The organism is Massilia oculi (assembly GCF_017582745.1).
Taxonomy (GTDB): domain Bacteria; phylum Pseudomonadota; class Gammaproteobacteria; order Burkholderiales; family Burkholderiaceae_D; genus Telluria; species Telluria oculi_A.
Window position 1 is genome coordinate 23034 of the sequence record NZ_JAFVIM010000024.1, and the last position, 24113, is coordinate 47146.

Genomic DNA, 24113 nt, shown 5'->3' on the forward strand with positions numbered 1-24113 from the left:
TTGCCTTCCTCAGCGCGCCGCGCTCGTGCGTGCGGCGGCCGGCGCCGGCGTAGCGGCAATATTGCGCACCAGGTCGCCGTCATTGAGGAAGCCGGCGCCCTGGACCACGATCGCCATGTCGGCATTCAGGCCGCTCACCACCTCCACCCGTTCGCCCAGGCGGCGTCCGAGGTTGACCTTCACCTGGCTCACGCGGCTGTCGGCATTCAATCGGAACACATAGCTGAAGCCGTCGCGTACGGCGACCGCCTGCTGCGGCACGGTCAGCGCGTTCGACGCGCCCAGCTCGAAGCGGCCGCTGGCGAACATGCCGGCCTTGAGCGGCATGTCGCTGGACAGGGACGGCGGCAGGTCGACGTAGACCAGGGCGATACGGGTCTGCGGATCGACCGACGGCGCCACGGTGCGCACCTTGCCGGCGATCTCCGCACCGCTGGCGGCGCGCACGACCGCCCTGGCGCCGGGCTTGATGCGGCCCAGGTCTTGCGCCACGACTTCGGCGCGCCATTCGAGGCGGCCCTGGCGGATCATGCGGAACAGTTCGGTGCCGACGCCGACCACGGCGCCGACGGTGGCGCTGCGCGCCGAGATCACGCCGCTGTCGGGCGCGACCACCTGCGTGTACTTCAGGCGCAGCTGCTGCTGGGTGAGGGTGGCCTGGGCCGATTTCACGCGCGCCGCGGCGGTCATTTCGCCGGTGACGTACTGGGTGACCTGCTGTGCGCTCAGCGCGCCCGAGCTTTCCAGCGCGCGGGCGCGGTCGGCGTTGGACTTCGCTTCCTGCTGGTTGGCCTGGGCTTCGAGCAGCGCGGCGCGCGCGCCTTCGATCTCGGCGCGCACCGTCTCGTCGGCGAAGACCGCCAGCACCTGCCCCTTCTTGACCACGTCGCCGACATTCACCCGCACCTCGGCCAGCCGCAGGCCGTTCGATTCGCTGCCGATCACCGCTTCCTGCCAGGCGGCGATGCTGCCGTTGGCGGTGAGGTTGATCGGCAGGCTGGTGGTGGCAGGGCGGGCGGTGGTGACGCTCAGGGCGGGACGCGGCGGCGCTTTTTCATCCTTCGCGGTGGCGCGGTTGGCGGTGGCCAGTGCGACGGTGGCGCACAGGGCGGCGGCGCCCAGGGCAATGACGAGCGTGCGCGGAGCGCGAATGTTTATCATGGTCTCTATGTCTTTTGGCTATAGCAAAGAAGTGTAGCAAAAGCGATACGGCAGACAGGTGCGCACGCGCCGCACGCAGTCCGGCATGGCCGGCTAAATAGAGCGGTTTATCGGCCTAAAAGATGGCCGAAACAGAGGGAATATGGGAGAAACAGATTTGGCGCACTGCCGCAAACGCCCAGGCCGGCAGCCTGATTTAGAGGGCTTCCTCTATTGAAACAACTACAGTACTTCTACCGTATTGCACTGCACAATAAAAAAGACTATATTGGAACCGTCTCCTCCAGTTTTCTCCGAAAATTGGATTCCCGCCCGCCAACCATCAGGTTCGCGGGCGTTTTTTTTGCTTGTAAAAGAAATTCAGGCGTCTTCGCCCTGGAAGGCATTGGCGCGCCAGGTCAGCACCAGCGTGTCGCGGTAGCCGTGTTCGCCCAGCGGCTGGATCGGCGTCGATTCGTGGATCACGGCGGCATCGTCCAGCAGCAGCAGGGTCCATGGCTCGAGCATCGTGAAGCGCTGGCCGGCCGGGCCGTCGGCGTCGAACACGCGCGTCTCGCCGCCCTTGATGTCCTTGCGATTGATCAGGATCACGGCCACGAAGTTGACGCCGTCGCGGTGCGCGCCTTCGGGCGTCGGGCGGCCGATGCCGTCGGCGGTGTCGATGCGGAACTGGTGCGCTTCGACGAACCAGCGCTGCTGGCCCGCGACCTTTGAACAGACCCCGCCCAGCGCGCGCAGCAGCCGGTCCCAGGCCGGATTGGCGACGGTGGCCGCTTCCATCGGCGCGAACAGTCGGTGCATGCCGCCGTGCAGCGCGTTGTACTCGACCGGCTGCCAGTGCGCGCGGTGCGGCGTCTGCTCGAGCTGGCCGGCGTCGTCGATGAAGCAGGAATGGCGGCGGCGGCGGTAGCGGCCGCCGTCCTTCAGGTATTCGTCCAGCTCGAGCCGGTCCCAGCTCGGCACGAGCGAGTCCAGCTCGTCGATGCCGCAGCCGGCCAGTTGGGCGACATCCTGGGGACGCAGGACGGCATAGCCGGTGCTGCGCAGGGCTTCCGTCAGCTGTGACGGCGCGAGATAGGGGAGTTGCGTTTGCAATGTAGTCATCCCGCTAGCGTAGCACTTTTCGTCTTTACGGGTGACCGCCCCCGCCGAACGATCGATACGCTGGATCAGGCAGCCGGCAGCCGTCGTCACCACTGTTTGACCAGGGTCAGGCGCAGCGAGCGTGGCTCGATCGGATGGAAGTGCACGTCGGCCACCGGCGCGGCTTCGCCTTGCAACTGCGACTCGTAGAAGTAGTCGATGGCCGAGGCGCGCCGGTTGGTAAGATTGAAGCCTTCCAGCTCCACGCGCAGGTCGCTCGCCAGCCGGTAGCCGATGCGGCCATTGAGCGTCAGGCTCGAACTCGAGCGCACGCTGTCGTCCTCGATCAGCGGACGCGGGCCGAACCAGCGCAGGCGCAGGGAACCCGACCACGGGCCGCTCGGGTCGACGGTCACGCCCAGCTGGGCGACGCCTTCGATGGCGCCGGGTATCCGGCGGCCGGAGTCCCGGTCGCCGTCCGGATTGCCGCCACGCGAGCGGGCGCGCGCCCAGGCCGCGTCGAGGTCGATCGAGAGCCACTTGAGCGGGCGGTAGTAGTTCGAGAACTCGACGCCATAACGGCGGCTCGGGTCGCCCGCCTCGGTATTGCCGGCGTCGCCGATATAGGTCAGTTCGGAATCGAAGTCGAGGCGGTACACGGCCAGCGACGTCTGCATCTTCGGAATCGCCTCGGTGCGCACGCCGAATTCGACACCGCGCGAACGCACCAGGCCGGGCGTCGGATCGACCGCTTCGAGGGTCTTCGGATCGACGGTCGCCACCGTGCCGCGCGCGTCGTTGCTGTGGAAGCCGTGGCCGTAGTTGACATACAGCTCGGTCTCCGCCCACGGGCCATAGACGATGTTCAGCGTCGGCGTGACCAACGTGTCGTGCGCCTTGCCGGCATTCTCCGGCCGGTCGCCGTCCACGCGGAAGCGGTAGTTGCTGGCCCGGACACCCGCTACCGTGCGCAGCGCATCGCTCCAGCGGGTCGCGCTTTCGATGAAGACGGCGCCGTGGGTCTCGACGATATGGTCTTCGCGCGTGGTTGCGATGCGCTGGCGCCGGCGCGTGTCGTACAGGCGGTTGAAGATATTGTCGTTCTGGAGTTGGGCGCCCACCGTCAGGTCGGACGACAACTCCTCGGTGCGGTGCATATGCCAGGTGTGGGTGGCATCGACGCCGGTGGTGACGCGGCGGTCGGGCTGGGCGAACTGGTCGCCATTCACCGGATCGTTCAGAAAATAGGTGAAGTTCGAGAACAGCGCGAGCTGGTTGCGGATCACGTAGGCGCTCACCTTGCTGGCCGAGTCGGCATCGGTCCGGCGCCAGATGCCCGACAGGCTGAAGCGCCGCGCCTCGCCGCCATCGCTGTCGTCGACCAGGTCGTAGCGCCCGATGCGGCCATCCCGCACCGCGCGCAGCGGGATCTGGTCGGTGGAATCCCAGTCGCCGCGATAGCCCATGGCGGTGACGCTCCAGCCGTTGTTGGCGTAGCCCTGGCTGAACCGCAGCACGGCATTGAGCTTGCGGTAGTCGTCCGGCCGTGCCCACGGACCATCGTTGTGCATCGCCTCCAGCGCGTACAGCAGGCTGCCGCCCGCCACCTCGGGCGAGCCGGCGATCATGGCGCGCCGGTAGCCGTCCTGGCCGACGGTGGCCGAGGCGAGGTCTTTCACCAGCCGGTTGGCATAGGTGAGCGAGGCCACGCCGGCCGACGAGAAGTCGCCTTCGCGCGCCGAATACGGCCCCTTGCGGTAGTCGAGGCGGCCGACCAGCTCCGGGATCAGGAAGTTCAGGTCGGTCCAGCCCTGGCCGTGGGCATGGCTGCGCTGGTTGACCGGCATGCCGTCGACCCAGGTGGCGAGATCGGTGCCGTGGTCGAGATTGAAGCCGCGCAGGTAGAACTGGTTGGCCTTGCCTTCGCCGCTGTGCTGGCTGGCGATCAGGCCGGGCGTGACTTCGAGCAGTTCGCCCGGGCGGTAGGCGATGCGGCCCGCCAGGTCTTTCGCGCCCGCGCTGCCGGCGCCGGCCGAATCGGCGATGCCGAGCTGGGAGGCGCGGGCGCCTTCGACCAGCACGCGCTGGAGCTGGAAGTCGTCGGCGTGGACGGCGGACGTGGCGGACAGCGCGGCCAGCGCGGCCAGCGCGCAGGCGATAGGACGGAGAAGCATGGAACTCTTGGAAAAGGTATGTGTTACTGCGCCGGCTGCTCGAGCGCCTGGCGGGTGAAGGTGAGGGAACGTACTTCGCCGCCCGCGCCCAGGTTGACGGTGTTGACCTGCTCGGGCAGGAAGTCGATCAGCACGCCCTGGCGGATCGTGGCCGCGCGGGTGAGCGGCGTGTTCTCGATTTCCTGGTAGACGACGACGCTGTTGGCGTCGACCGTCATGCCGATCCATCTGGACGGCAGGCGCTTGCCGTCCGGGCCGGAGAGCCAGAACTGGCGCTCGACGTACTGGCGCAGCACGTCCTGGTCTTCCGGGTCGGAGAGGTCGAACTGGCGCTGGTAGAGGTTCAGCAGCAGGGCGTCGATGTCGTGCGCCGTGTAGGTGTGGACGATCTCGGTGCTCTTGGTGCGCTCGTTGTACGAGATGTCGGTCATGCCGAAGTGGAAGCGGTGCGCGCTCGCTGCTGTGCTCACGCACAGCAGCAGGGCGATGCACAGCGTCTTGAAACCGCGCAGTGTCATTGCGCGGCCTTTGGCGCCGCGGCGCCCTTCAGCGGCGTCTGCATGTCGCGCATGAGGTTGTTCGGGTCACGCTCGGTCTTGAACAGCTCCAGGCGCGACGGCGCGGTCTTGCGCGGCCAGCTGTTGTTGCTGGTGTCGATGTCGGCGGTTTCCCAGAACGGATCCTGGGTCAGGCCCACGATGGGTTCGTCGGTGACGAACAGCTTGGTGATTCTAGTCGGCGAATAGCGCCACACCTCGGCCGGAATGCGCTCGACGATCTTCTTGCCGCTCTTGAGTTCGATCTCGACGATCAGCGGCATCACCAGCCCGCCCTTGTTGGCGAAGTCGACCAGATACAGGTGCTTGCCTTCCTTGAGCAGGGCCTTTTCCCAATCCTCCAGGCCGGCCATGGTTTCCTGGTACTTGTTGCGGTCCTTGTTGGTGACCGTGAACTCGTCGTGTTCGTTGTAGAAGTCCTTCAGCTCGGGATGGGCGTCGATGCGGCGCGCCATCCCCTTGTTGCGCTGGTCCATGACCGACACCGGTTCGCCGTTGGCGCGTTCGCGGCGAAGCGCCTTCTCGACCTCCGGGTCCTGGCTGCTGACGGTGTACTCGGTGATGCCCTCGACGCTGATGTCGACCGCGTCGGTCGTGTAGAACCAGCCGCGCCAGAACCAGTCGAGGTCCGTGCCGGACGCGTCTTCCATGGTGCGGAAGAAGTCGGCCGGGGTGGGGCGCTTGAACTTCCAGCGTTCGGCGTATTCCTTGAAGGCGAAGTCGAACAGCTCGCGGCCGAGGATGGTCTCGCGCAGGATGTTGAAGGCGGTGGCCGGCTTGGCATAGGCGTTGTTGCCGCGCTGGAGCGTCGATTCGGCATTCGTCATGATCGGCGCCTGGTTGGTGCTGCGCATGTAGGAGACGATGTCGCGCGCCTCGCCGCGGCGCGATGGGTAGTTTTCTTCCCAGGCCTGCTCGGCCAGGAACTGCAGGAAGCTGTTCATGCCCTCGTCCATCCAGGTCCACTGGCGCTCGTCCGAATTGACGATCATCGGGAAGTAATTGTGGCCCACCTCGTGGATGATCACGCTGATCAGGCCATACTTGGCGGCCTTCGAATACGTCATCTCGCCGGTCTTCGCATCCTTCACCGGACGGCGCCCGTTAAACGACAGCATCGGGTATTCCATGCCGCCCACCGGGCCGTTGACCGAGATCGCGACCGGATACGGGTAGTCGAACGAATACTTGTTGTACTGCTCGATGGTATGGATCACGGCCGGGGTCGAGTACTTTTCCCACAGCGGATTGGCCTCGGCCGGGTAGTAGGACATCGCCATCACGTCCTGCTTGCCGCTCTTGATGCCCTGTGCATCCCAGATGAATTTGCGGCTGGTGGCGAAGGCGAAGTCGCGCACGTTCTGCGCCTTGAAGCGCCAGGTCCTGGTGCCGGTGGCGCGGCCTTTTTCATTCGCCTGGGCTTCAAGCTGGGTGATGATCATGACCGGCTTGTTCGCCGTGCGCGCCTGCTTCAGGCGCTCGCGCTGGACCGCGGTGAGCACGTCGCCCGGATTCTGCAGTTCGCCGGTGGAGGCCACCACGTGGTCGGCGGGAGCCGTGATCTGGACGTCGTAGTCGCCGAATTCGAGGGTGAATTCGCCGTCGCCCAGGTATTGCGCGTTCTGCCAGCCGGCCGCGTCGTAGTAGGCCGCCATGCGCGGGAACCACTGGGCGATTTCAAAGATGTCGTTGCCGTCGTCGAAGCGCTCGAAGCCCATGCGGCGGCCCAGCACGTTCATCTCGGGGATGTTGAAGCTCCAGGCCACGTTGAACGAGGTGCGCGCACCCGGCTTGAGCGGCTGCGGCAGGTCGATCCGCATCATCGTCTTGTTGATCGTGTGGCGCAGGGGCTTGCCGTCGCTGCCGGTGACGCTGGCGATGTGGATGCCGCCGTCGAACTTGCGCGCCTCGAGCGTGAAGCGCAGCGTGTCGAACTTGACGCCATCGTTCCCGCGCGGCTGCCAGGCGTCGCGCGACGGCAGGGTGGAAATATTGCGGTTGTCCGAATCGTTGCGGAACATGTTCTGGTCCAGCTGCACCCACAGGTAGGACAGGGTATCCGGCGAATTGTTATGGTAAGTCACGGTGCCGGAGCCCGACAGCGAGCGCTTGTTCTCGTCGAGCGTCACGCGCAGCCGGTAGTCGGCGCGCTGCTGCCAGTACTTGTGGCCGGGCGCGCCGGCCGCGTTGCGGGTCTCGCCCGGCGTCGGCAGCAGTTCCTCCAGCTGGCGGAACTTGTCGTCGAAGACGGGGCCGGCGGCGCTGGCGGAGGCGGAAAGAACGAGGGCGGCGATGGTCGCCTGCAGGTGCTTGAGATTCATGTGGGTAACAGCGGTAGGGTGGACGGCTCGTAATTCGGTCCACTGGACCGAATTACTCTACGCGTTCAACGAAAAGACAGGCAGCCGATCATTCAGCCGGAGGCGTGCTGCTGCTCTCGCCGGCCTTCAGCTTGGTATTAAAGTCGCGCATCAGATTGTTCGGATCGCGCTCGGTCTTGAACAACTCCAGCCGCGACGGCGTCGCCTTCCTCGGCCAGCTGTTGTTGCTGACGTCGACGTCGGCCGTCTCCCAGTACGGGTCCTGGGTCAGCCCCACCATCGGCTCGTCGGTGACGAACAGCTTGGTGATCTTCGCCGGCGAGTAACGCCACACCTCGGCCGGAATCCGCTCGATATATTTCTTGCCGCTCTTGAGTTCGATCTCGACCACCAGCGGCGTCACCAGCCCGCCCACGTTCGTGAAGTCCACCAGGTACAGGTGCTTGCCCTCCTTGAGCAGCGCCTTTTCCCAGTCCTCCAGGCCGGCCATCTTTTCCTGGTAGCGGTTGCGGTCCTTGTTGGTGACGGTGAAGTCGTCGTTCTCGTTGTAGAAGTCCTTCAGCTCGGGATGCGCATCGACTCGGCGCGCCATCCCCTCGTTGCGCTGCCTGGTGACCGACACCGGTTCCTCCGCGCGGCGCGCGCGCAGCAATGCCTTCTCGACTTCCGGATCCTGGCTCGAGACCGTGTATTCGGTGATGCCGTCCACGCTCACGTCGACCGCATCGGTGGTGTAGAACCAGCCGCGCCAGAACCAGTCGAGGTCCGTGCCGGACGCGTCTTCCATGGTGCGGAAGAAGTCGGCGGGGGTGGGGCGCTTGAATTTCCAGCGCTGGGCGTATTCCTTGAAGGCGAAGTCGAACAGTTCGCGGCCCAGCACCGTCTCGCGCAGCACGTTCAGCGCGGCGGCCGGCTTGGCGTAGGCGTTGTTCCCGAACTGCAGCAGCGATTCCGAGTTGGTCATGATCGACACCTGGTTGCGGCTCTTCATGTAGTCGGTGATGCGGCGCGGCTCGCCGCGGCTGTCCGGCCAGTTCTCTTCCCAGGCCTGCTGCGCCAGGTATTGCACGAAGGTGTTCAGGCCTTCGTCCATCCAGGTCCACTGGCGTTCGTCAGAGTTGACGATCATCGGGAAGTAGTTGTGGCCCACCTCGTGGATGATCACGCCGATCAGGCCATACTTGGTGCGCTGCGAATAGGTGATCTCGCCGGTCTTCTTGTCCTTGCTTGGACGCGGGCCGTTGAACGAGATCATCGGGTACTCCATGCCACCCACCGGGCCGTTGACCGAGATCGCGGTCGGGTACGGGTAGTCGAAGGAGTACTTGTTGTACTGCTCGATGGTGTGGATGATCGCCTGGGTCGAGTATTTCTCCCACAGCGGATTACCCTCTTTCGGGTAGTAGGACATCGCCAGCACGTCGACGTCGCCGCTCTTGACGCCCTGGGCGTCCCAGATGAACTTGCGGCTCGATGCGAAGGCGAAATCGCGCACGTTCTTGGCCTTGAAATGCCAGGTCTTGGTTGCCGTGCTGCGCGCCTTCTCGGCCGCCTCGGCTTCCGCCTGGGTCACGATGATCACCGGCTTCTTCGCCGTGCGCGCCTGCTTGAGGCGCTCGCGCTGGGCGGCGGTGAGCACGTCGCCCGGGTTCTGCAGTTCGCCGGTCGACGCGACCACGTGGTCCGCCGGCACGGTAATGCGCACGTCGTAGTCGCCGAATTCGAGCGTGAACTCGCCCGAACCCAGGAACTGCTTGTGCTGCCAGCCATAGACGTCGTAATAGGCGGCCATGCGCGGGAACCACTGGGCGATCTCGAACAGGTCGTTATTGTCGTCGAACTTCTCGTAGCCGGCGCGGCCGCCCAGCACCTTCTGCTCGTTGATGTTGTAGCGCCAGTCGATGCTGAACGTCACGCGCGCGCCCGGCTTGAGCGGCTGCGGCAGGTCGATCCGCATCATGGTCTTGTTGATGGTGTGCGGCAGCGCGCGGCCGTTCGCGTCCTTCACCGCCAGGATGTCGAAGCCGCCGGGGAAAGTGCGCTGCTCGAGCAGCGAGCGCAGGCCGTCGAACTTCAGGCCGGTCTGCGGCGTGGCGCCGGTCCAGGCATTGCGCGAGGGGAGGGTGGCGCTCTGGCGCGCGTCCGAACCCGGCTTGTAGATATTCTGGTCCAGCTGCAGCCACAGGTACTTCAGGGTATCCGGGGAATTGTTATGGTAGGTTACCGTGCCGGCGCCGGAGAGCGCGCGCTTGTTCTCGTCGAGCGTGGCGCGGATCGTGTAGTCGGCGCGCTGCTGCCAGTAGGCGTGGCCCGGCGCGCCGGACGCGGTACGGATCGCGCCCGGCGTAGGCAGCAGCTCGTCGAGCTGGCGGAACTTGTCGTCGAAGGGCGCGGCCGCGAACGCTGACGTGGCAAGGCATAGCACTGCCACGCCGATAGGCAAACGGAACATGATTCCCCTGGATTTGTAGTTGATATAAGAAAAGAATTCTAATCCTGATATTAATCAACTGCTCAGGGGATTTGTAAAAATCCTGAAATATTCGGTGTGACAGCCGCGCCGAAGGCCGGCTTTTGCAACACCGTATTGACAGGTGCGCGTATCAGGCCAGCCAGCGCCCGTCCTGGTACACCCTTTCATCGCCCAGCCAGACCGCGTCGGTCACCGCGAACACGTCGATGTGGTAGCGCGCATCCTTGCGCTTGAAGCCGGGTTTCGGGTACACGCCATGCTTGGCCCCGAGCGACAGGTGGATGCCGCACATGCGCTCGTAGGTGCCGATGTCGTCCACCCGCAGCTCGCGCGTGAAGGCGCGGTTCAGGCCGAAGCCCAGCTCGCGCACCCAGACTTCACCCTCGTCGGCGCGGATATTGTCCAGCACCTGCTGGAAGGCCGGCGTCGCGTTCTCGGTGGCGACCACGCGGCCGGCCTCGATCACCAGGGTCACCGGCACGTCCGGGCGGTTCGAGCGGTAGCTGGTGTCGCCGAACACGTGGATCTGCACCCGGCCGTGCACGGCTTCGAGGTGGAGCGCTTCGGTGAACACTTCGCCGATCGGGAACTGGCCGCCGACGTTCTTCATGTCGCTGTAGTCGCCGATGTTCAGTTTGGCCGGCTCGAACGGCGAGGCGAAGGTGAGCGTCTCGCCGCCGCCGACCACGCGGCCGTGCGGCGCGCGGTCGATGCGTTCCTTGAGCGCGCGGCCGGTGCCGCGGAAATAGGCGGGGTCGTAGGCCAGGGCGTCGATGTAGTGCTCGCCCTGGATGCCCGGCATGCGCGACAGGTGCACGTGCTCGATCACTTTCAGGTCGAGCTTGAACAGCTCGACCCGCATGCGAAAGCCGTCGAGGCGGAAGTTCGACGATTGCAGCAGCACGACAAGGTCGCCCGCCGTCATCGTGCCGAAGGCCGCCAGCACCGCTTCCGGCGTCACGGCGTCGAAGTCGATGAAAGTCGCATCCGGCAGGTTGCGCCGGTAGCCCTCGAGCAGCGCGCGGGAAAGTCCGGTGCGGGTGTCGTACACCACCAGCGCGCGCTCCCCCGGACCGTGTTCGAGCGCGATCGTCAGCACGTCGGCTAGATGCCTTGCGGCGGCATCGACGGCGTGCGAAGGGAGGTCGGCGTGGGGATCGGCAGCGGTCATGGCGGAATCGGAAAGCGCAATAGAGGGTGGAAAGGCAGGCGGTCATTATACGTATGTCGGCCGAAAGTTCCCGCCAGGGCAGGCGATGAGTTCGATTATTGATGCGTCCGGGATCGCGCGACGCTACCTCGTGAACGGCGCGCCGCGCGGCAGTTCACGGAGCTATCATTTGAGCAATAGCAATGACGCGGCCCGCGGGTCGTGTTTCGACAAATTATTTGGCAGAGCGAAAGGCAGCAATGGCGTACAGATGGGAAACGCCTGCCAGCATCTGGCAGGAAGACGAGGCAAGCGGCGAATTCGCCCTGCTCGCCAGCGAGGGCCTGGGGCCGGTCGACTGGCAGGGCCGTGCGCGCCAGCGCCTGCCCGATGTCGCCCACGTGCTCGGCGCCTCGCTGCCCCTCGATTGCCGCTGTTCGCCAATTTATCCGGAAGGATTCGCCTATTGCCCGCGCTGCGGGCGCCCGCTGTTGCGCCTCGGCGGCGCGCCGGCGCGAGCGCGCGGATGGTGGGGGCCGGGCGGCGACGACCTGCTTCCGCGCCACGTGCCCCACGGCTTGCCGGTCACCTCGACGCCGCTCGGCGACAGCCTCGAAGAACGCCCGGCCGCACCGACACCGGGCCGCTGCGACCTGACCATGCCGGCGCCGCCGAATGCCTGTTCGGTGTTCGCCGCCGCCGGCTTCGGCTTTCCCGGCGAACGCCTGCTGGCGCTGGCCCACACCCGCGGCGTGCTGCAGTATTGGGATCCGCTGGGCGGCAGCTGGCATGTGCTCACGCCCGAAGCGGGCGCCGCCAGCCTGGTGTTTACCTCATCCAGCCATGCCTGGATCCCGGCGCTGGATGCGCGCCGCGGCGAGGCCGGCGTGGTCCCCGGCCTGGACGGCCTGCAGCGCCTCTGGATCGATCCGGTCAGCGAAACCTACCGCACCGAGAGCGTGCTGGTCGCGCCCATCGTGGCGGCGCCCGGCCTCATGCGGCGCCACCTGGCCTGCCTCGCGGGCGGCGTCGATGCCGTGCGCTTGTGGAGCATGCGCCTCGACCTCGATGAAGTGCAGGAATATGCCTGCCCCGATGCGCCGGCCGCCGGCTGGAGCCGTCCGCTCGGCTACGACGGCCGCCTGTTCTGGCTGCACGCCCAGGGCCAGCTCACCTGGCGCCCGGGCGAGGCGCCGCAATTTTCGCCATGGCCGCTGCACTGGCAACCACGCCTGGACTTCGGCGGGCCGACCCAGAGCCGCGACGGCCGCCTGTGGCAGATCGGGCACGATGGCCAGGGTTATTCCTACCTCGAACTCGGCGCCGGCACTGACCGCCTGCCGGCGCGCATGGCGATCGACGGCGCGCGCCTGGGCTTCGCCAACTTCCTGTTCCGGCGCGGGCATCCGGTGCTGGACGAGCCGTGGTCGAACGAACACGTCGAAGACCCGCACCACGACGACACGCTGGTGCTGCCGCTGCTGCGCAGCTTTAACAATAACCGCAGCCAGCCGAGCGGCCTGGTGCTGCGCTTCCACAAGGCGAACTTCCGCGCCGAAGAAGCCCTGGGGATCGGAGAGGATGCGCGCGTCATTCCGCGCACCACCGTCGAATGGATCGGGCGCCGCAACGTGATCCTGGACGAGATCGCGCGCCTTTCCCGTCCGCTCGAATGCGTGCCGGTGGTGGCGGGCGGCTGCCTGTGGCTGCACCATCCGGACTGGAACCAGATGCGCGGCTGGCGCCTGGACGAGCCGTTGTGATCACGACGATGATGAAGACGATCGCACGTCCACTGGCGGCGGCCCTGCTGGCCGGCGTGTCTCTGTGCGCGCAGGCCGCTTCACAGCCCATCCCGCACGTCTTCCTGGTGCAGAACTCGGGCTGGATGGAGCCGTTCTACAGCGATCCCAAGTCGCCCTTCAAGCCGCTGGTGGCGGCGCTGGCGGGCAGCGTGGTCCAGCCGGGAGACGCGCTGGTGCTGGCGAGCTTCAATCAGGCCCGGGAGGGCGCGCCGTCGCCGCGCGCGCTGCTGTCGTTCAAGGCGGGCGAGGAACCGGTCCGCGCGCGCGTGGCGCAGGCCATCGCCAGCCTGGACACGGCGCGCAAGCCGGGAGGCGCCGCGCTGGCCGACACCGACCTGGGCGAAGCGGTGCGCGCCGCCACGGGGCAGGTGCTCAAGGGTCAGCCAGGCATCGTCTGGCTGGTGACGAACAACCGCAACAGCCCCGACAACGACCAGGCCACGGCCACCCGCAACCGCGAATTCTATGCGCTGATCCACGGCGGCGACGCGATCACGAAGGCGCTGGCTTTCCCGCTGCGCATGCAGGTAGCGGGCAAGCATTACAGCGCGAACGGCCTGATGGTGTATGCCTTCGCCGTCGGACCGCAAGGCGCGGCGGCGCTCGATGCGTTGCTGGCCTCCGGACGCATCGCGCAAGTGATCACCGAGCCGCCGGCGCGCCTCAAGCCGCTCGACCGCGACACGGTGCGGCTGGCGCCGCGCCGCGTCGTCAATGCGCCCGGCGTGTCGTTCGCCTCGGACGCGCGCGGCGTGCTGCGCGCAGACGTCGCGCCCGATGCGCGCACGCCGCAGGCGCGCATCGAATGGAACCTGGAAAACACGATGTATCCGTACACGATCGGCTCCGCCACCCTGAGCGCGCGCTCGCTGCTTGCCGGCGAGAGCCATCCGATCGCGCTCGATACCCGGCGCGTGCGCGCGCTGGCGCCCGGTCAGCCGGCGCCGCTGGGTTCCAGCATGGCGCTGCCGGTGGCGCAGATTCCGGATAAATGGTCGCTGGCCGCGCTCAAGTCCGCCGGCTCCGCCTACGTGCTGCCGGGCAGGATCGAGCTGCACCTGGCCGACCAGCAGCTGGCGCTGTCGCAGGCCTTCCGCCAGCGCATGGCGGCGCTGTTCCCGGGCGATCCGCTGCCGGACATCTTCATTCCGCCGGCGCGGGTGCAGGCGTCGACGGCGGTGCTGCCGCTGGAGGTGCGCGTCCATTACGGCATGGGGCCGCTGCTGGCGCTGGTCGGCGCCTTGCTCGCGCTCCTGGCGCTGCTCGCGGCTGCCGCCTGGGCCTGGGCGCGGCCGCGCAAGGTGCAAGTGACGGTGGACGAGGAGATACGCACGATGCGCGGCCGCGCCGGCACCACCCAGGCGATCCATGACCGCCATGGCGAGCAGGTCGCGCAACTGAAGACAACGCTGTTCGGCCATCGGCTGCTCGATGTGCGCGAAGGCGCGCAGGTGCGGCTCGGCCGCTGAATACAAGAAAGGAAATCGCCATGCAGGCAACCCAGCCACCGACAGATGCTCCATCGCCCGCCGATCCCGGCTTCAAGCTGCCGGAAGAAGCGGCCTCGCCGCAGGACTCGTTGCCGCAGACTTTACCCGATACCGCCAGCCGCCCGGTCGAGGTGATGCCGGTCGATCCTCACACCTTGCCGGTCGCCGACACCTCGGACCGCGACCTGGCGATCGGCGGCATCGTGTTCCTGATCCTGATCAGCGTCTACTTCTTCGTGCGCGGCGCCTATGTGCACCACCTGGTGAAGAAGCGCGTGGCGCCTTCCTCGGCCGGCAATGCGGGCTGGTTGCTGTTCGTCGGCCTCGGCTTCCTGTCGGCGGCGGCGGTGCTGGCCATCATCAATGCCAGCCGTTTCCTGACCTTCGCCGTCACCGGCCCGCTGGTGGCGGTGGGCCTGGTGGCGCTGGTCGCCTCGCTGTTCATCGGTCGTCGTTAATAAGGGGAGTTCTTACACCATGGCAGAATTCCCGAACCCATCGAGCGTCAACGCCCGCCCGGCCGAACTGAAGGTCGACCTGCGGCCGACCCTGTTCATCGGCGCTGGCGGCACCGGCATGGAAGTCATGATGCGCATCCGACGCCGCATCCTGTCGGCGGTCTGGAACCGGCGCCATCCGACCCGGGTCGAATCGATCGCCGACTTCCCGGTGGCGCGCTTCCTGCACTTCGACCTCGATAACAATGCCGTCATCGACGAAGGAAAATCGCAGCGCACCGATCCCTGGTACGAGCTGGTGCGCCTGAGCGACGAGGAACGCCTGGTCGAAGCGCTCGACCTGCCGCAATACCACGAGTCCGATGACAGCCTGGCGCGCTTTCCGCTGATCGAGAGCTGGATGCCGCTGCGGCCCAAGAAGCTGCGCTCGCTCGGCATCGATCCGTCGAAAGGCGCGGGTCAGATCCGCGCGCTGGCGCGGCTCTACCTGTTCGACAAATACCCGAAGCTGCGCGGCCGCATCAAGGGCGCGCTGAATTACCTGAGCAGCAATGCCGGCATCGAGCGCAAGGAAAACTACCAGCGTCTCGGGCTGCAGGTCGATACCTCGAAGTTCCGCATCGTGGTCATCGCCTCCGCCGCCGGCGGCACCGGCGCCGGCAGCGTGCTCGACCTGGGCTGGCTGTCGAAGGCGATCGCGCGCCAGGAAGTGTCCGACAGCCAGGTCGACCTGGTGCTGTTGATGCCTTCCGGTTTCGCCAAGGCCAACAAGGAGCGCACCGAGGCCAATGCCTACGCCACGCTGATGGAACTCGAGACGGCGATGCGCGACATGAACGCCAATATCACGTGGCTCGACCCGGACAGCATCGCGGGCCGCGGTGCTCCCTACGACGACGTGTATTTCGTCGACACCGCCAACCTGGCCAACAAGGCCACGCTCGACGTCAAGGACGTCTACCAGATGGTGGCCGACACGCTGTTCGAAGACTTCGCCTCGGCCGACTTCGCCAACCGCAAGCGCTCGGTGGCGGTCAACCAGCAGCAGCACAAGCTGGGACCGTACAACCCGCGCGTGCCCGAGGCGCGCTTCGGCGACATGCGGCTGTCGTACTCGAAGGTGTATTCGAGCTTCGGCCAGTCGGTGCTCGACACCCAGCAAAGCCTGCATGAGGACATCCGCGCCTATGAGCTGGCGGCGCTGATGGTGAAGGCGTTCTTCGGCCTGGCCGGCACCGATGGCGTAAGTGGGAACAATGCGGCGCGGCGCGCCGGCGACGCCGAACGCGACGCCTTCATGCGCGAGCAGATGGAGATGGCCGAGCGGCCATTCGACGAGTTCCCCGACCTGCGCAAGGGGTCGGTGGACGTCACGCCATTCACCGAGTATGCGTTGACGACCGCGCTGCTGCAGGACCGCGACGGCCGCTCGCTGCTCGAGCGCGTGGAAAGCCGTGTCCAGCTCGAGATGGACCGCATCATGGCGTCCTACGACATCAAGCTGTGGCGCGAAAAAGTGTCCGAACTGCTGCCGCAGCTCGAGCGCGACGCGATCCGGGAGGCCGGCGCCACCGCCGAGACCAGCGAGGACCGCATCAAGCGCCATACCGGCGAACTGACCAGCCGCCTGAAGGGAAGGGTGCGCGAGCGCCTGTACGCCCTGCTCGACGACCGCCGCCAGGGCGGACTGGAATTCGTGCTGTCGCTGCTGGAGCAGGTCAAGGCGCGCCTGGCGCAGCGCGACCTGGCCCATGCCGAACGCAATGGACGTCGCTACCGCGACATCCGCGACGCGCTGCGCACGCGCCAGGTCGAGGAATCGCTGAACAACCTGGGCCAGGCCGCCGGCCGCCTGTTCGGCAAGGAACCGCAGGCGCGCGAAGTGATGGGCCACCTCAAGCGCGACCTGGCCGACTACCTGCGCTTCCACCTGCTCGCGGTGGCGGCCGGCCAGTCGATCGAGGTGATGCGTTCCCTATCCGGCTGGCTGGGCGATCCGCAATCGACCGACGAACAGGGCCACGCGCAGTGGAGCGGCATCGCCGGCGAGTTCCAGGAGGGCCGGCGCGCCGTGCAGGCGATGCTCGGGGCAGTCGACCAGCGCATCATGCAGCTGCGCGCCGACGCGCGGCAGGAGCATGCGACCACGATCAAGCTCGGCGTTGATACGACGCCGGCGAAGGTAGCGCTCACTGGCGACACCAGCATCTGGAGCGAGGAAGTGCTGCTCGAATTCGGCGGTTCGGCGCGCCTGTTTCCGCAGCTGGGCGACGAACGCCTGCGCGCCGAGCTGCTGCTCAAGCTGTTCCGCCGCGCGCAGTTGCAGCTGTCCAGCCAGGATCTGGAGCAGCAGGAGAGCGCCGATCCGCTGCTCGAACGTTTATCCAGCCTGTCGCCGCAGGCGCGCCAGCGCATTTTCGCCGAGTGGATCCGCAGCGCGATGCCGTGGGTGAATGCGCGCTTTTCGGCCGAGTTTACGCCGAACGCCGACCAGTTCAAGTGCTTCATCGGCGTGGGTGACCCGATCGCGTGGCGGCGCATGGAGGCCGAGATCCGCGCCGCGGTGCCGACCGGTTACTTCCATGGCGAGCTGGTCTCGATCGTCAACACCGGAGTGAGCGGCAGGGCGGTGTGCTATATCGAGCTGTCCGGCTATCCGATGACGGTGCTGCGCGGCCTGCCGACCTGGCGCGCCTCGTACCAGATCGAGAACCCGAAGATCCCGACCCACCTGCACTTCGACGCCACGCGTTTTCGCCATCCGATCTCGCCGTCGATGGACGAGCTGGGACGTCTGGCCGACGATTACGAGTGGTATTTGCAGGCGATCGCGCTGGGCGTCATCCGGCGTAAACCAGAGCTGGGCGACCGCGAGGCGGCTTTCCAGCCGCGCGGCCAGTACCTGTTCGAGGTCGAAGCCGGTTCCGGCGAATGGCTCCAGGTCGGCAACGAGTTCGCGATCCGCTCCAACGGCCTGCCGCCCTATTATCGCGAGGGGATCGTCGCGGCCGTCCAGGCGCGCCTGGCGCATCTCGGCCCGCAGCGGCTGATGCTGCTGGCGGCCCTGATGCGTTACTACCAGCTGCGCGTGTACGAACCGCGCCTGGAAGTCGACGAGACGGGCGCCCAGTTGCCATCGCCTTCGCTGCCGAATATCACCGCGCGCCGACTGTACGACAGCTGGTTCCGGCGCGCGCAGGCGCTGGACCCGGCCCTGGGGCCGGCGCGCATCGACGCCCTGCTGGGCCATGTCGAGCGCTGGACCGAGGTCGTTCCCGGATCGAGCCAGGATGCCTATAGCTGGGAAGTCGAGCGCACACTCGACAAGCGCGTGATCCTGCCGGCGCTGCTGGCGGACGAGGAAGCGGCGGCGCAGGCGCTGGCACAGCGTCCCGTCGCGCCGACGCCGCTGCCGACCACCACGCCACGCTTCAAGCTGTTCGTCGGCGGCGCCCAGCGCGGGCCGTTCACGGTCGACGAGATCGCGGAGCAGGCCGCGCGCGGCGAGATCGATCACGCCACCCGCGCCTGGGACATGCGCTGGCATCCGAAGATCGGCAAGTGGAGCACGGTGGGCGAGCTGCCGGAACTAGCGGCTGCGCTTGGCCGGACACGGGATGATGGGATACCCGATCCCGACGACGGCGTGCCGGATCCGGATTAGGAACAGGCATGGAGCAAGCACAGTCCCTGCACCGCTGCGTGAACGTCGGCTGCGGACGCGCCTTTCCGCGCCGGGTCGATTTCTGTCCGTGGTGCGGCACGGCGCAGCGGCCCGTCGCCGCGCCGATCGCACCCCCCGCGCCAGAGTTGGCGAAACGGCCGGAGCCGGTCTTCGTCCCGCCGCCGGCGCCTGTTCCGGCGCCTGCGGCGCCAATTCCGCCACCGCCACCACCGCCCAGGCCGTCGGTGCCGCCAGTGCCGCCACCGATTCGCCCCAACGCTGCGCCCCGGCCGGCCGCGCCGGCGCGCAAGCCGATCCGCCTGCGCTGGTGGCTGATCGCGCTCGGTATCCTGTGGCTGGCCTGGATGCTGACCAAGCCGACCCAGGCGCGCATCGAACGGCGTATGAGCGCGGCGATCGCCCTGGCGAAGGAATGCAAGCCGAAACAGGCGCAGGACGAGTTGACCGCGCTGCGCAAGACGCGCGCCAGCGAAGAGCAGCTGCGCAAGGTGCAGGATGCGCTCAATGCCGCAGCCGCAGCCTGCACTCGCGAGGAACGGCGCCGGCGCAGCCATCCGCTGGCCGATCCGAAGCGCGGCGGCTGAATCCTGTAAGGACATCCACGCCCGGTGACGCCGTGTATCATGCAAAGCGTTGAGAAAACCGCAAGGAGTAGGGAATGAAGGCAACCATGACCGGGGCGCTGCTGGTGCCGGTGATGCTCATGGCGCTGGCCGGCTGCAGCCGCGACGAGGACGGCGCCGGCCCGGCGGAACGCATCGGCAAGGCGATGGACGAGGCCAGCGCCAAGGTGACCGATTCGGTGAAGGATGAACTGGCCAGGGTCGATGACGCGGTCGACGAGGCGCGCGACAAGGTCAGGGACGCGACCGAGGAAGCCAGCCGCGGCCTGGATCGCGCGACCGAGGAAGTCGGCAAGTCGGTGGAACGCGCCGGCGAGAAGATCCAGGAGAAAGCGGACGAGATGAAGGAAGACGACTAAATAAACTTCATTTCCGCGAGCGTGCCGTGCGCGGGGTTGGACGAGATCGTCAACGTCCAGCCGAAGCGCTCGCACACCCGGCGCGTCAGGAACAATCGCAGACCCTGGCCGCCTCCCTGCTTGGCCGACTTGCGCAGCGCCTGCGTATAGTGCCGCGCCGCGGCCACCGTGTCGAAGCCTGCGCCACTGTCCTGGATGCTCAGGCGCCCCCCGCTCAGCTTGACGCGGATGGCGCCCTGGTAGCTGTTCTCTGCCGCGTTACGCAGCAGATTGCCCACCACGATGCGCACGATCGCTTCCGGGCTGTTCACCGTCAGGGGGGCCAAAGCTTCGACGACGAAGTGCGCGTCCTTGCCATCGAGTAGATGCCGGTGGTCGTCGATCAGCGTCAGCACCAGCGCATCGAGCCGCGTGGTCTCCAGCGGCGCCTTGCCGTCCTCGCGCGACAGGAACAGCAGCGCCGCCATGATCTCGGTGAGGTTCTCGGCGGTCGATTCGATGCGCGCCAGCGGGGCCTCGGCGGCCGGCGGCAGGTCGTGCAGCTTGAGCACGTCGACGGCGCCGGCGATGACGGCGATCGGCGTGCGGAATTCATGGCTGGCCTGGTCGAGCAGGCTGCGTTCGCGCTCGATGAAGCGCTCGACCCGTTCCAGGTGGCCGTTCACGATGACGGCGATGTCGTGCAGTTCGCTCAGGGCGAAGTCGGTCGCCAGGCGCTGCGATGGCTGCTCGGGATCGAGTTCCTCCATCCGCTCTGCCAGCACGCCCATCGGCCGCCGCAGGCTGCGATAGACCCAGGCGATCGAACCGGCGATCATCGCGCCGCTCAGCACCGCGATCAGCACGCTGACCAGGGCCATATTGTTCTGGTAGTTTTCCAGGTCGGTGATGTCGACCGCCATCACGATGCGTTCACCGTCGCCCACCGGCGTCACCAGCACCGCATGGCTGAGATCCGACTCGTAGCTGTCCATCCGCTCCTCGTCGTAGTAGCCGGGCTGCAGCTTGGCGAAATAGGGCGGCATGTCGGCCGGAATCGGCCCCGCGCCCAGGCGCCAGCCGCGGATCAGGCCCGTCGGCGGCGGCTTTCCGGCGGGCGCCGGCCTGCCGTCCGCGAGCATCTGGGCGGTGCTCGATTCCAGCAGTTCCTCCCACAGGGGATGCACGATCAGGTGCTGGCTCAGGTTGCCCTGGACGGTCAGGCCCAGCGCCATCACCAGGAAGAACAGGACGAACACCGCGCTGATCTTGCGCTGCAGGCTGGACATGCCGCGGTTGCGCTTATTCATCCGACAGCCCCAGCCGATAGCCGCTGCCCGCGATCGTCTTGAGCAGCTTGCGCGGCGACTCGCCGTCGACCGCCTTGCGCAGCATGTGCATGTGCGAGCGCAGGACATCGTTGTCGGGCACGTCGTCCTTCCAGATCAGGGTTTCGAGCTCTTCGCGCCGCACCAGCGCGGGCGAGCGGCGCATCAGCAGTTCGAGCAGCTGGCGCCGCACCGGCGTCATCGCCAGCACCTTGCCGGCGCGGCTCACTTCGAGCGTGCCGAGGTCGAAGCGCAGGTCGGCCACCTCCAGCACCTGCGATTCGTCCACGGCGCCGCGAGTGCGCTGCACCAGCACGCGCAGGCGGATTTCCAGCTCCGCCAGCGCCACCGGCTTGACCACGTAGTCGTCGGCCCCGGTCAGGAAGCCGTGCAGCTTGTGTTCGAGCTGGTCCTTCGCGGTGAGAACGATCACCGGTATCCGCGACTTCATCTCCTGGCGCAGCCGCCCCAGCATGGTCATGCCGTCCATGCGCGGCATCATCCAGTCGAGGACGATGGCGTCGTAGCGGTTGATGCCCAAGAGCCCCAGGCCGGATTCGCCATCCGGCGCCGCGTCGGGATGGTGCCCGCAGGCTTCCAGGTAGTCGTAGATGTTCGCCGCCAGGCCGGCGTTGTCTTCGATGATGAGTATGCTCAGGGGCTGCTTGATCATGGGGCGCAACGAGGTCGGTTGAAAGGGCCGGAGCAGTATCGCACCAAAACCCTAGAAGCCGCGGCTGAAGCCGATGAAGGCCGACACCGAGCCGTCCTTGTCCTTCTCCACCAGCGGACTGTCCGACAGCTTCGTCGGCAGCTTGCGGTAGCCGACGTTGCCGATGAAGACCCAGTTGCCGGCGAACGGGCGCACCACGTCGACGCCGATACGGGCCACCGCCGCGCTGCCAGGCCGGTAATCCGCCACGCCGCGCGCGACTTCCTCGGGCAGCGTGCCGTAGTAATAATTGGCCAGCTTTTTCGACAGGTGCGAGACGCCGACGTTCGGCGTGATCCGCGTGGCGCCCCACTGGACCGGATAGCCATAGGTCAGGCTGGCTTCGTAACCCTTGCTGGTGCTGGTGACATCGCCCTTGACGCCCAGGTCGAGCTGGCCCATGGCGCCGCGCCAGCTGGCGGCGAGGCCCAGGTCGAAGGCATCGTCGCGGTCTTCCAGCAGATTGCGGTCGATGCCGCGCTCGGCCAATTCAGTCACGCCGAAATCGTCCCGGTCGATGCCGTCGAAGCGGGCCGACAAGGTGGCGTCGAGCGCGAAGCCGCCGCGCTTGACGAGATGGGCGCCGCCACCGATGCCGCGCCAGTAAAAGTGCTCGCCTTGGTAGGTCACGAGCGGGAAGGGCGTGATGCGCGTGCCTTCGCCGGCGTACACCGAGTCCGAGACGGCGGCGCCGACGCCCAGGCCCCAGCGGGACGGTTGCTGGGCGCTGGCGAGGCTGGAGGCGGCAAGAAGGGTAGCGAAGAGGAAGAGAGGCTTCATGAATGGTCCTGTCGATGGTCGTGAATGCATGCCTGCACTATGCGGCAGGCGTGTCGATGAAATGTCGTTGGCGCGGTGGCTTACTTTGAAGGCGCGCCGGCCGCGATGACGGTGGCGTCGATCCAGCCGAGGTAGTTGCTCGAATGGCGCACCCGGTTGCCGGGCTGCAGATAGATGCGTTTGGCAGCCTCGCCGGCCAGGTAGCGCTCGATCTGCGCCAGTTGCGCGGCGCGGTCCTTTGCGCCCATCACCGCCTTGATCACGTCCGGCTCGGGCTCCTGGAACACCACGCCGTCGCCGGTGCCGGTCAGCACCGCGCTCTCGGTGCCGATCGCCTTTCGTGCGACCATCGGGATGCGGCCGCCCGCATACGACCAGGTGCGGCTTGACGCCTCGTCCAGCGTCTCGGTCACGATCGCGCGCAGGTCCTTGATCATGTCGCCGGCATTCGCTTGCTGGCGCTGCCGGCCGTCGACGTGGGTCGCGATGGTGACGCCCTGCAGGAAGGCCTTCCAGTCGCGCGGCACCACCAGCAGGGCGCCGGCGGGGAAGCGGTCCGGCCCGCTCTTGGCGTCGGCGAAGCCGTCGCCGGAGGCTGGATTGCGCAGATCGATATTGCGCACCAGCGTGGCGCGGTCCGAGAAATCCCCGCACAGGAAGAAACCCTTGCGGGCGGCGTCGAAATCGGCGCCCGAGCGCAGTTCGCGGTCGAAGCGCGCACAGACTTCCACCTCGTAGTCCAGCAGGGCGCCGGGGGCGGCGGCGACCGTGGAGCGGGGACCGCCGGCCGAGGACAGCTTGGGGAACAGGAAGGCCTCGTGCATGCCGACCTCTTCGCCGTGCGCCGGGTAGTTGGTGCCGGCGGCGATGTGGGCCAGGCCGCGCGGCCCCACGCCGAGCAGGCGCTCGAGCGGATGGCTGACGGTTCCTTGCGCCTGCTGCGCCAGGCCATCGAGGGCGGCGGCATCGAATCGTTTGATGACGTCGAAGGCATCCGGGCTATACAGGCCGCTGGCCGCGCTCAGGTCGATCGCCGTGAGCTTGCCGGCGCCCAGCGTCAATGCCAGCAGGGTGTGGACCCGCTCCCCCTGGCGCACCTGGGCGAAGGTATGGGCCTGCGCGAGGGGCGCCAGTGCAGGGCCGGCGTCGGCTGGCGGCGCTGCCGAGGCGCTGGCCGCGGTGAGGGCCAGGCTGACGCAGGAAAGAAGGGTACGAAGGCGGAACATGGTGGACTCCAGATGGTGAACGAGCCGGCATCGTAGCGAGGCGATGTCGCCAGGTTGTCGTGCATTACTTGCCATGCATATCCACGCATGAGGTATATTTCCGGTATTAAATTCTGCTACCACAAGTAGGAATTACCTGAAAGCCATGCCCCGCCTATCCCTGCCGTCACTCCTGTTGAACAGCTTCTGGACCCTGTGCCTGTTGTCATCCGGCCTGCCGGCATGGGCGCTGGACCGTGAGGTCGGCCTGGCCAATACCCATCACACCAGCTGGACCGTGCTGGATGGCGCGCCGTCACGGATCACGGCGATGGCGCAGACGCCCGACGGCTGGTTATGGCTCGGCGCCTACGATGGCTTGTACCGCTTCGACGGCTTGCGTTTTACGCGCGTGGAGCTTCCGCGGCGCGGCATGCTGGCCCACGACCGCATCGCCGCGCTGGGCGCGGAGCGCGACGGCAGGTTGACGATCACCTATGCCGGCTTCGGCATGTCGATGCTGCATCCGGACGGCCGCCTGGAAGAGCTGCCCGACACCGGGCCGTCGCTCGGCCCGATCCTGTCCACGGCCATCGACGTCGATGGCAGCATCTGGATCGGCGCGTACAGCGGCGTGCACCGCTTCGACGGCAAGCGCTGGGTGCCGGTTCCGTTCGACGGCGTGCCGGAGGCGGGGGGAATGCACAATATGCTGGTCGACCAGTATGGGCAGATGTGGGCGTCGGATCGTTAGGGCGCCTGGCGCCTGG

18 protein-coding genes are annotated in these 24113 nt (G+C 67.0%); 7 read left to right on the forward strand and 11 right to left on the reverse strand.

Annotated elements, in window-relative coordinates:
• Positions 1-9: 9 nt before the first annotated feature.
• The 7 genes from J3U95_RS22680 to J3U95_RS22710 all read right to left on the reverse strand — a co-directional run bounded on the left by J3U95_RS22680 (position 10) and on the right by J3U95_RS22710 (position 10940).
• The gene (locus tag J3U95_RS22680) at positions 10-1161 is read right to left on the reverse strand and encodes an efflux RND transporter periplasmic adaptor subunit (RefSeq protein ID WP_208280895.1); all 1152 of its coding nucleotides are present in this window, start codon (positions 1159-1161) and stop codon (positions 10-12) included.
• Positions 1162-1521: 360 nt separating this feature from the next.
• The gene (locus tag J3U95_RS22685; RefSeq protein ID WP_208280896.1) at positions 1522-2265 is read right to left on the reverse strand and encodes a 2OG-Fe dioxygenase family protein; all 744 of its coding nucleotides are present in this window, start codon (positions 2263-2265) and stop codon (positions 1522-1524) included.
• Positions 2266-2351: 86 nt separating this feature from the next.
• Complete coding sequence (locus J3U95_RS22690) at positions 2352-4418, reverse strand: TonB-dependent receptor (protein ID WP_208280897.1); 2067 nt, start codon at positions 4416-4418, stop codon at positions 2352-2354.
• A 23-nt stretch (positions 4419-4441) separates the two neighbouring features.
• Complete coding sequence (locus J3U95_RS22695) at positions 4442-4936, reverse strand: DUF6702 family protein (protein WP_208280899.1); 495 nt, start codon at positions 4934-4936, stop codon at positions 4442-4444.
• A complete protein-coding gene (locus tag J3U95_RS22700; protein WP_208280900.1) occupies positions 4933-7296 on the reverse strand; it encodes a M1 family metallopeptidase in 2364 nt (787 codons plus the stop codon). The genes J3U95_RS22695 and J3U95_RS22700 overlap by 4 nt, the downstream gene beginning before the upstream one ends.
• An 88-nt stretch (positions 7297-7384) precedes the next feature.
• Positions 7385-9748: a M1 family metallopeptidase gene (locus J3U95_RS22705; protein WP_208280903.1), complete on the reverse strand. Its 2364-nt coding sequence runs from the start codon at positions 9746-9748 to the stop codon at positions 7385-7387.
• 151 nt (positions 9749-9899) lie between these two features.
• A complete protein-coding gene (locus J3U95_RS22710; RefSeq protein WP_208280904.1) occupies positions 9900-10940 on the reverse strand; it encodes a M29 family metallopeptidase in 1041 nt (346 codons plus the stop codon).
• A 239-nt stretch (positions 10941-11179) separates the two neighbouring features.
• Here J3U95_RS22710 and J3U95_RS22715 point away from each other — a divergent pair, with 239 nt between their 5' ends.
• The 6 genes from J3U95_RS22715 to J3U95_RS22740 all read left to right on the forward strand — a co-directional run bounded on the left by J3U95_RS22715 (position 11180) and on the right by J3U95_RS22740 (position 19339).
• The gene (locus tag J3U95_RS22715) at positions 11180-12682 is read left to right on the forward strand and encodes a hypothetical protein (protein ID WP_208280906.1); all 1503 of its coding nucleotides are present in this window, start codon (positions 11180-11182) and stop codon (positions 12680-12682) included.
• Complete coding sequence (locus J3U95_RS22720) at positions 12679-14193, forward strand: hypothetical protein (protein WP_370662104.1); 1515 nt, start codon at positions 12679-12681, stop codon at positions 14191-14193. The genes J3U95_RS22715 and J3U95_RS22720 overlap by 4 nt, the downstream gene beginning before the upstream one ends.
• A 20-nt stretch (positions 14194-14213) precedes the next feature.
• Positions 14214-14672 carry a hypothetical protein gene (locus J3U95_RS22725; protein ID WP_208280907.1) on the forward strand — a complete coding sequence of 153 codons (459 nt, stop codon included), beginning with the start codon at positions 14214-14216 and terminating at the stop codon, positions 14670-14672.
• Between the two features lie 19 nt (positions 14673-14691).
• Positions 14692-18336, forward strand: coding sequence for a tubulin-like doman-containing protein (locus J3U95_RS22730; protein WP_208280909.1), 3645 nt, complete (start codon positions 14692-14694; stop codon positions 18334-18336).
• Positions 18337-18344: 8 nt separating this feature from the next.
• Positions 18345-18941, forward strand: a complete 597-nt coding sequence (locus J3U95_RS22735; RefSeq protein ID WP_208280910.1) for a hypothetical protein — start codon at positions 18345-18347, stop codon at positions 18939-18941.
• Positions 18942-19015: 74 nt separating this feature from the next.
• Positions 19016-19339 (forward strand): hypothetical protein, encoded by a 324-nt coding sequence (locus J3U95_RS22740; RefSeq protein WP_208280911.1) that lies wholly within the window; start codon positions 19016-19018, stop codon positions 19337-19339.
• On the opposite strand, the gene J3U95_RS22745 is transcribed toward J3U95_RS22740, so the two are convergent.
• The 4 genes from J3U95_RS22745 to J3U95_RS22760 form a co-directional block, all read right to left on the reverse strand.
• Positions 19336-20628 (reverse strand): sensor histidine kinase, encoded by a 1293-nt coding sequence (locus J3U95_RS22745; RefSeq protein WP_208280912.1) that lies wholly within the window; start codon positions 20626-20628, stop codon positions 19336-19338. The two genes, J3U95_RS22740 and J3U95_RS22745, sit on opposite strands and share 4 nt — an antisense overlap.
• Entirely contained in the window at positions 20621-21319 is a 699-nt protein-coding gene (locus J3U95_RS22750; protein WP_208280913.1) for a response regulator transcription factor, read from the reverse strand. Before J3U95_RS22750 ends, J3U95_RS22745 begins: the two co-directional genes overlap by 8 nt.
• A gap of 51 nt (positions 21320-21370) precedes the next feature.
• Positions 21371-22138 carry a MipA/OmpV family protein gene (locus J3U95_RS22755; RefSeq protein WP_208280914.1) on the reverse strand — a complete coding sequence of 256 codons (768 nt, stop codon included), beginning with the start codon at positions 22136-22138 and terminating at the stop codon, positions 21371-21373.
• Positions 22139-22218: 80 nt separating this feature from the next.
• Positions 22219-23364, reverse strand: a complete 1146-nt coding sequence (locus J3U95_RS22760; RefSeq protein WP_208280915.1) for a fumarylacetoacetate hydrolase family protein — start codon at positions 23362-23364, stop codon at positions 22219-22221.
• Between the two features lie 145 nt (positions 23365-23509).
• On the opposite strand from J3U95_RS22760, the gene J3U95_RS22765 reads away from it, so the two are divergent.
• A complete protein-coding gene (locus tag J3U95_RS22765; RefSeq protein WP_208280916.1) occupies positions 23510-24097 on the forward strand; it encodes a ligand-binding sensor domain-containing protein in 588 nt (195 codons plus the stop codon).
• The last annotated feature ends 16 nt before the right edge of the window (positions 24098-24113 follow it).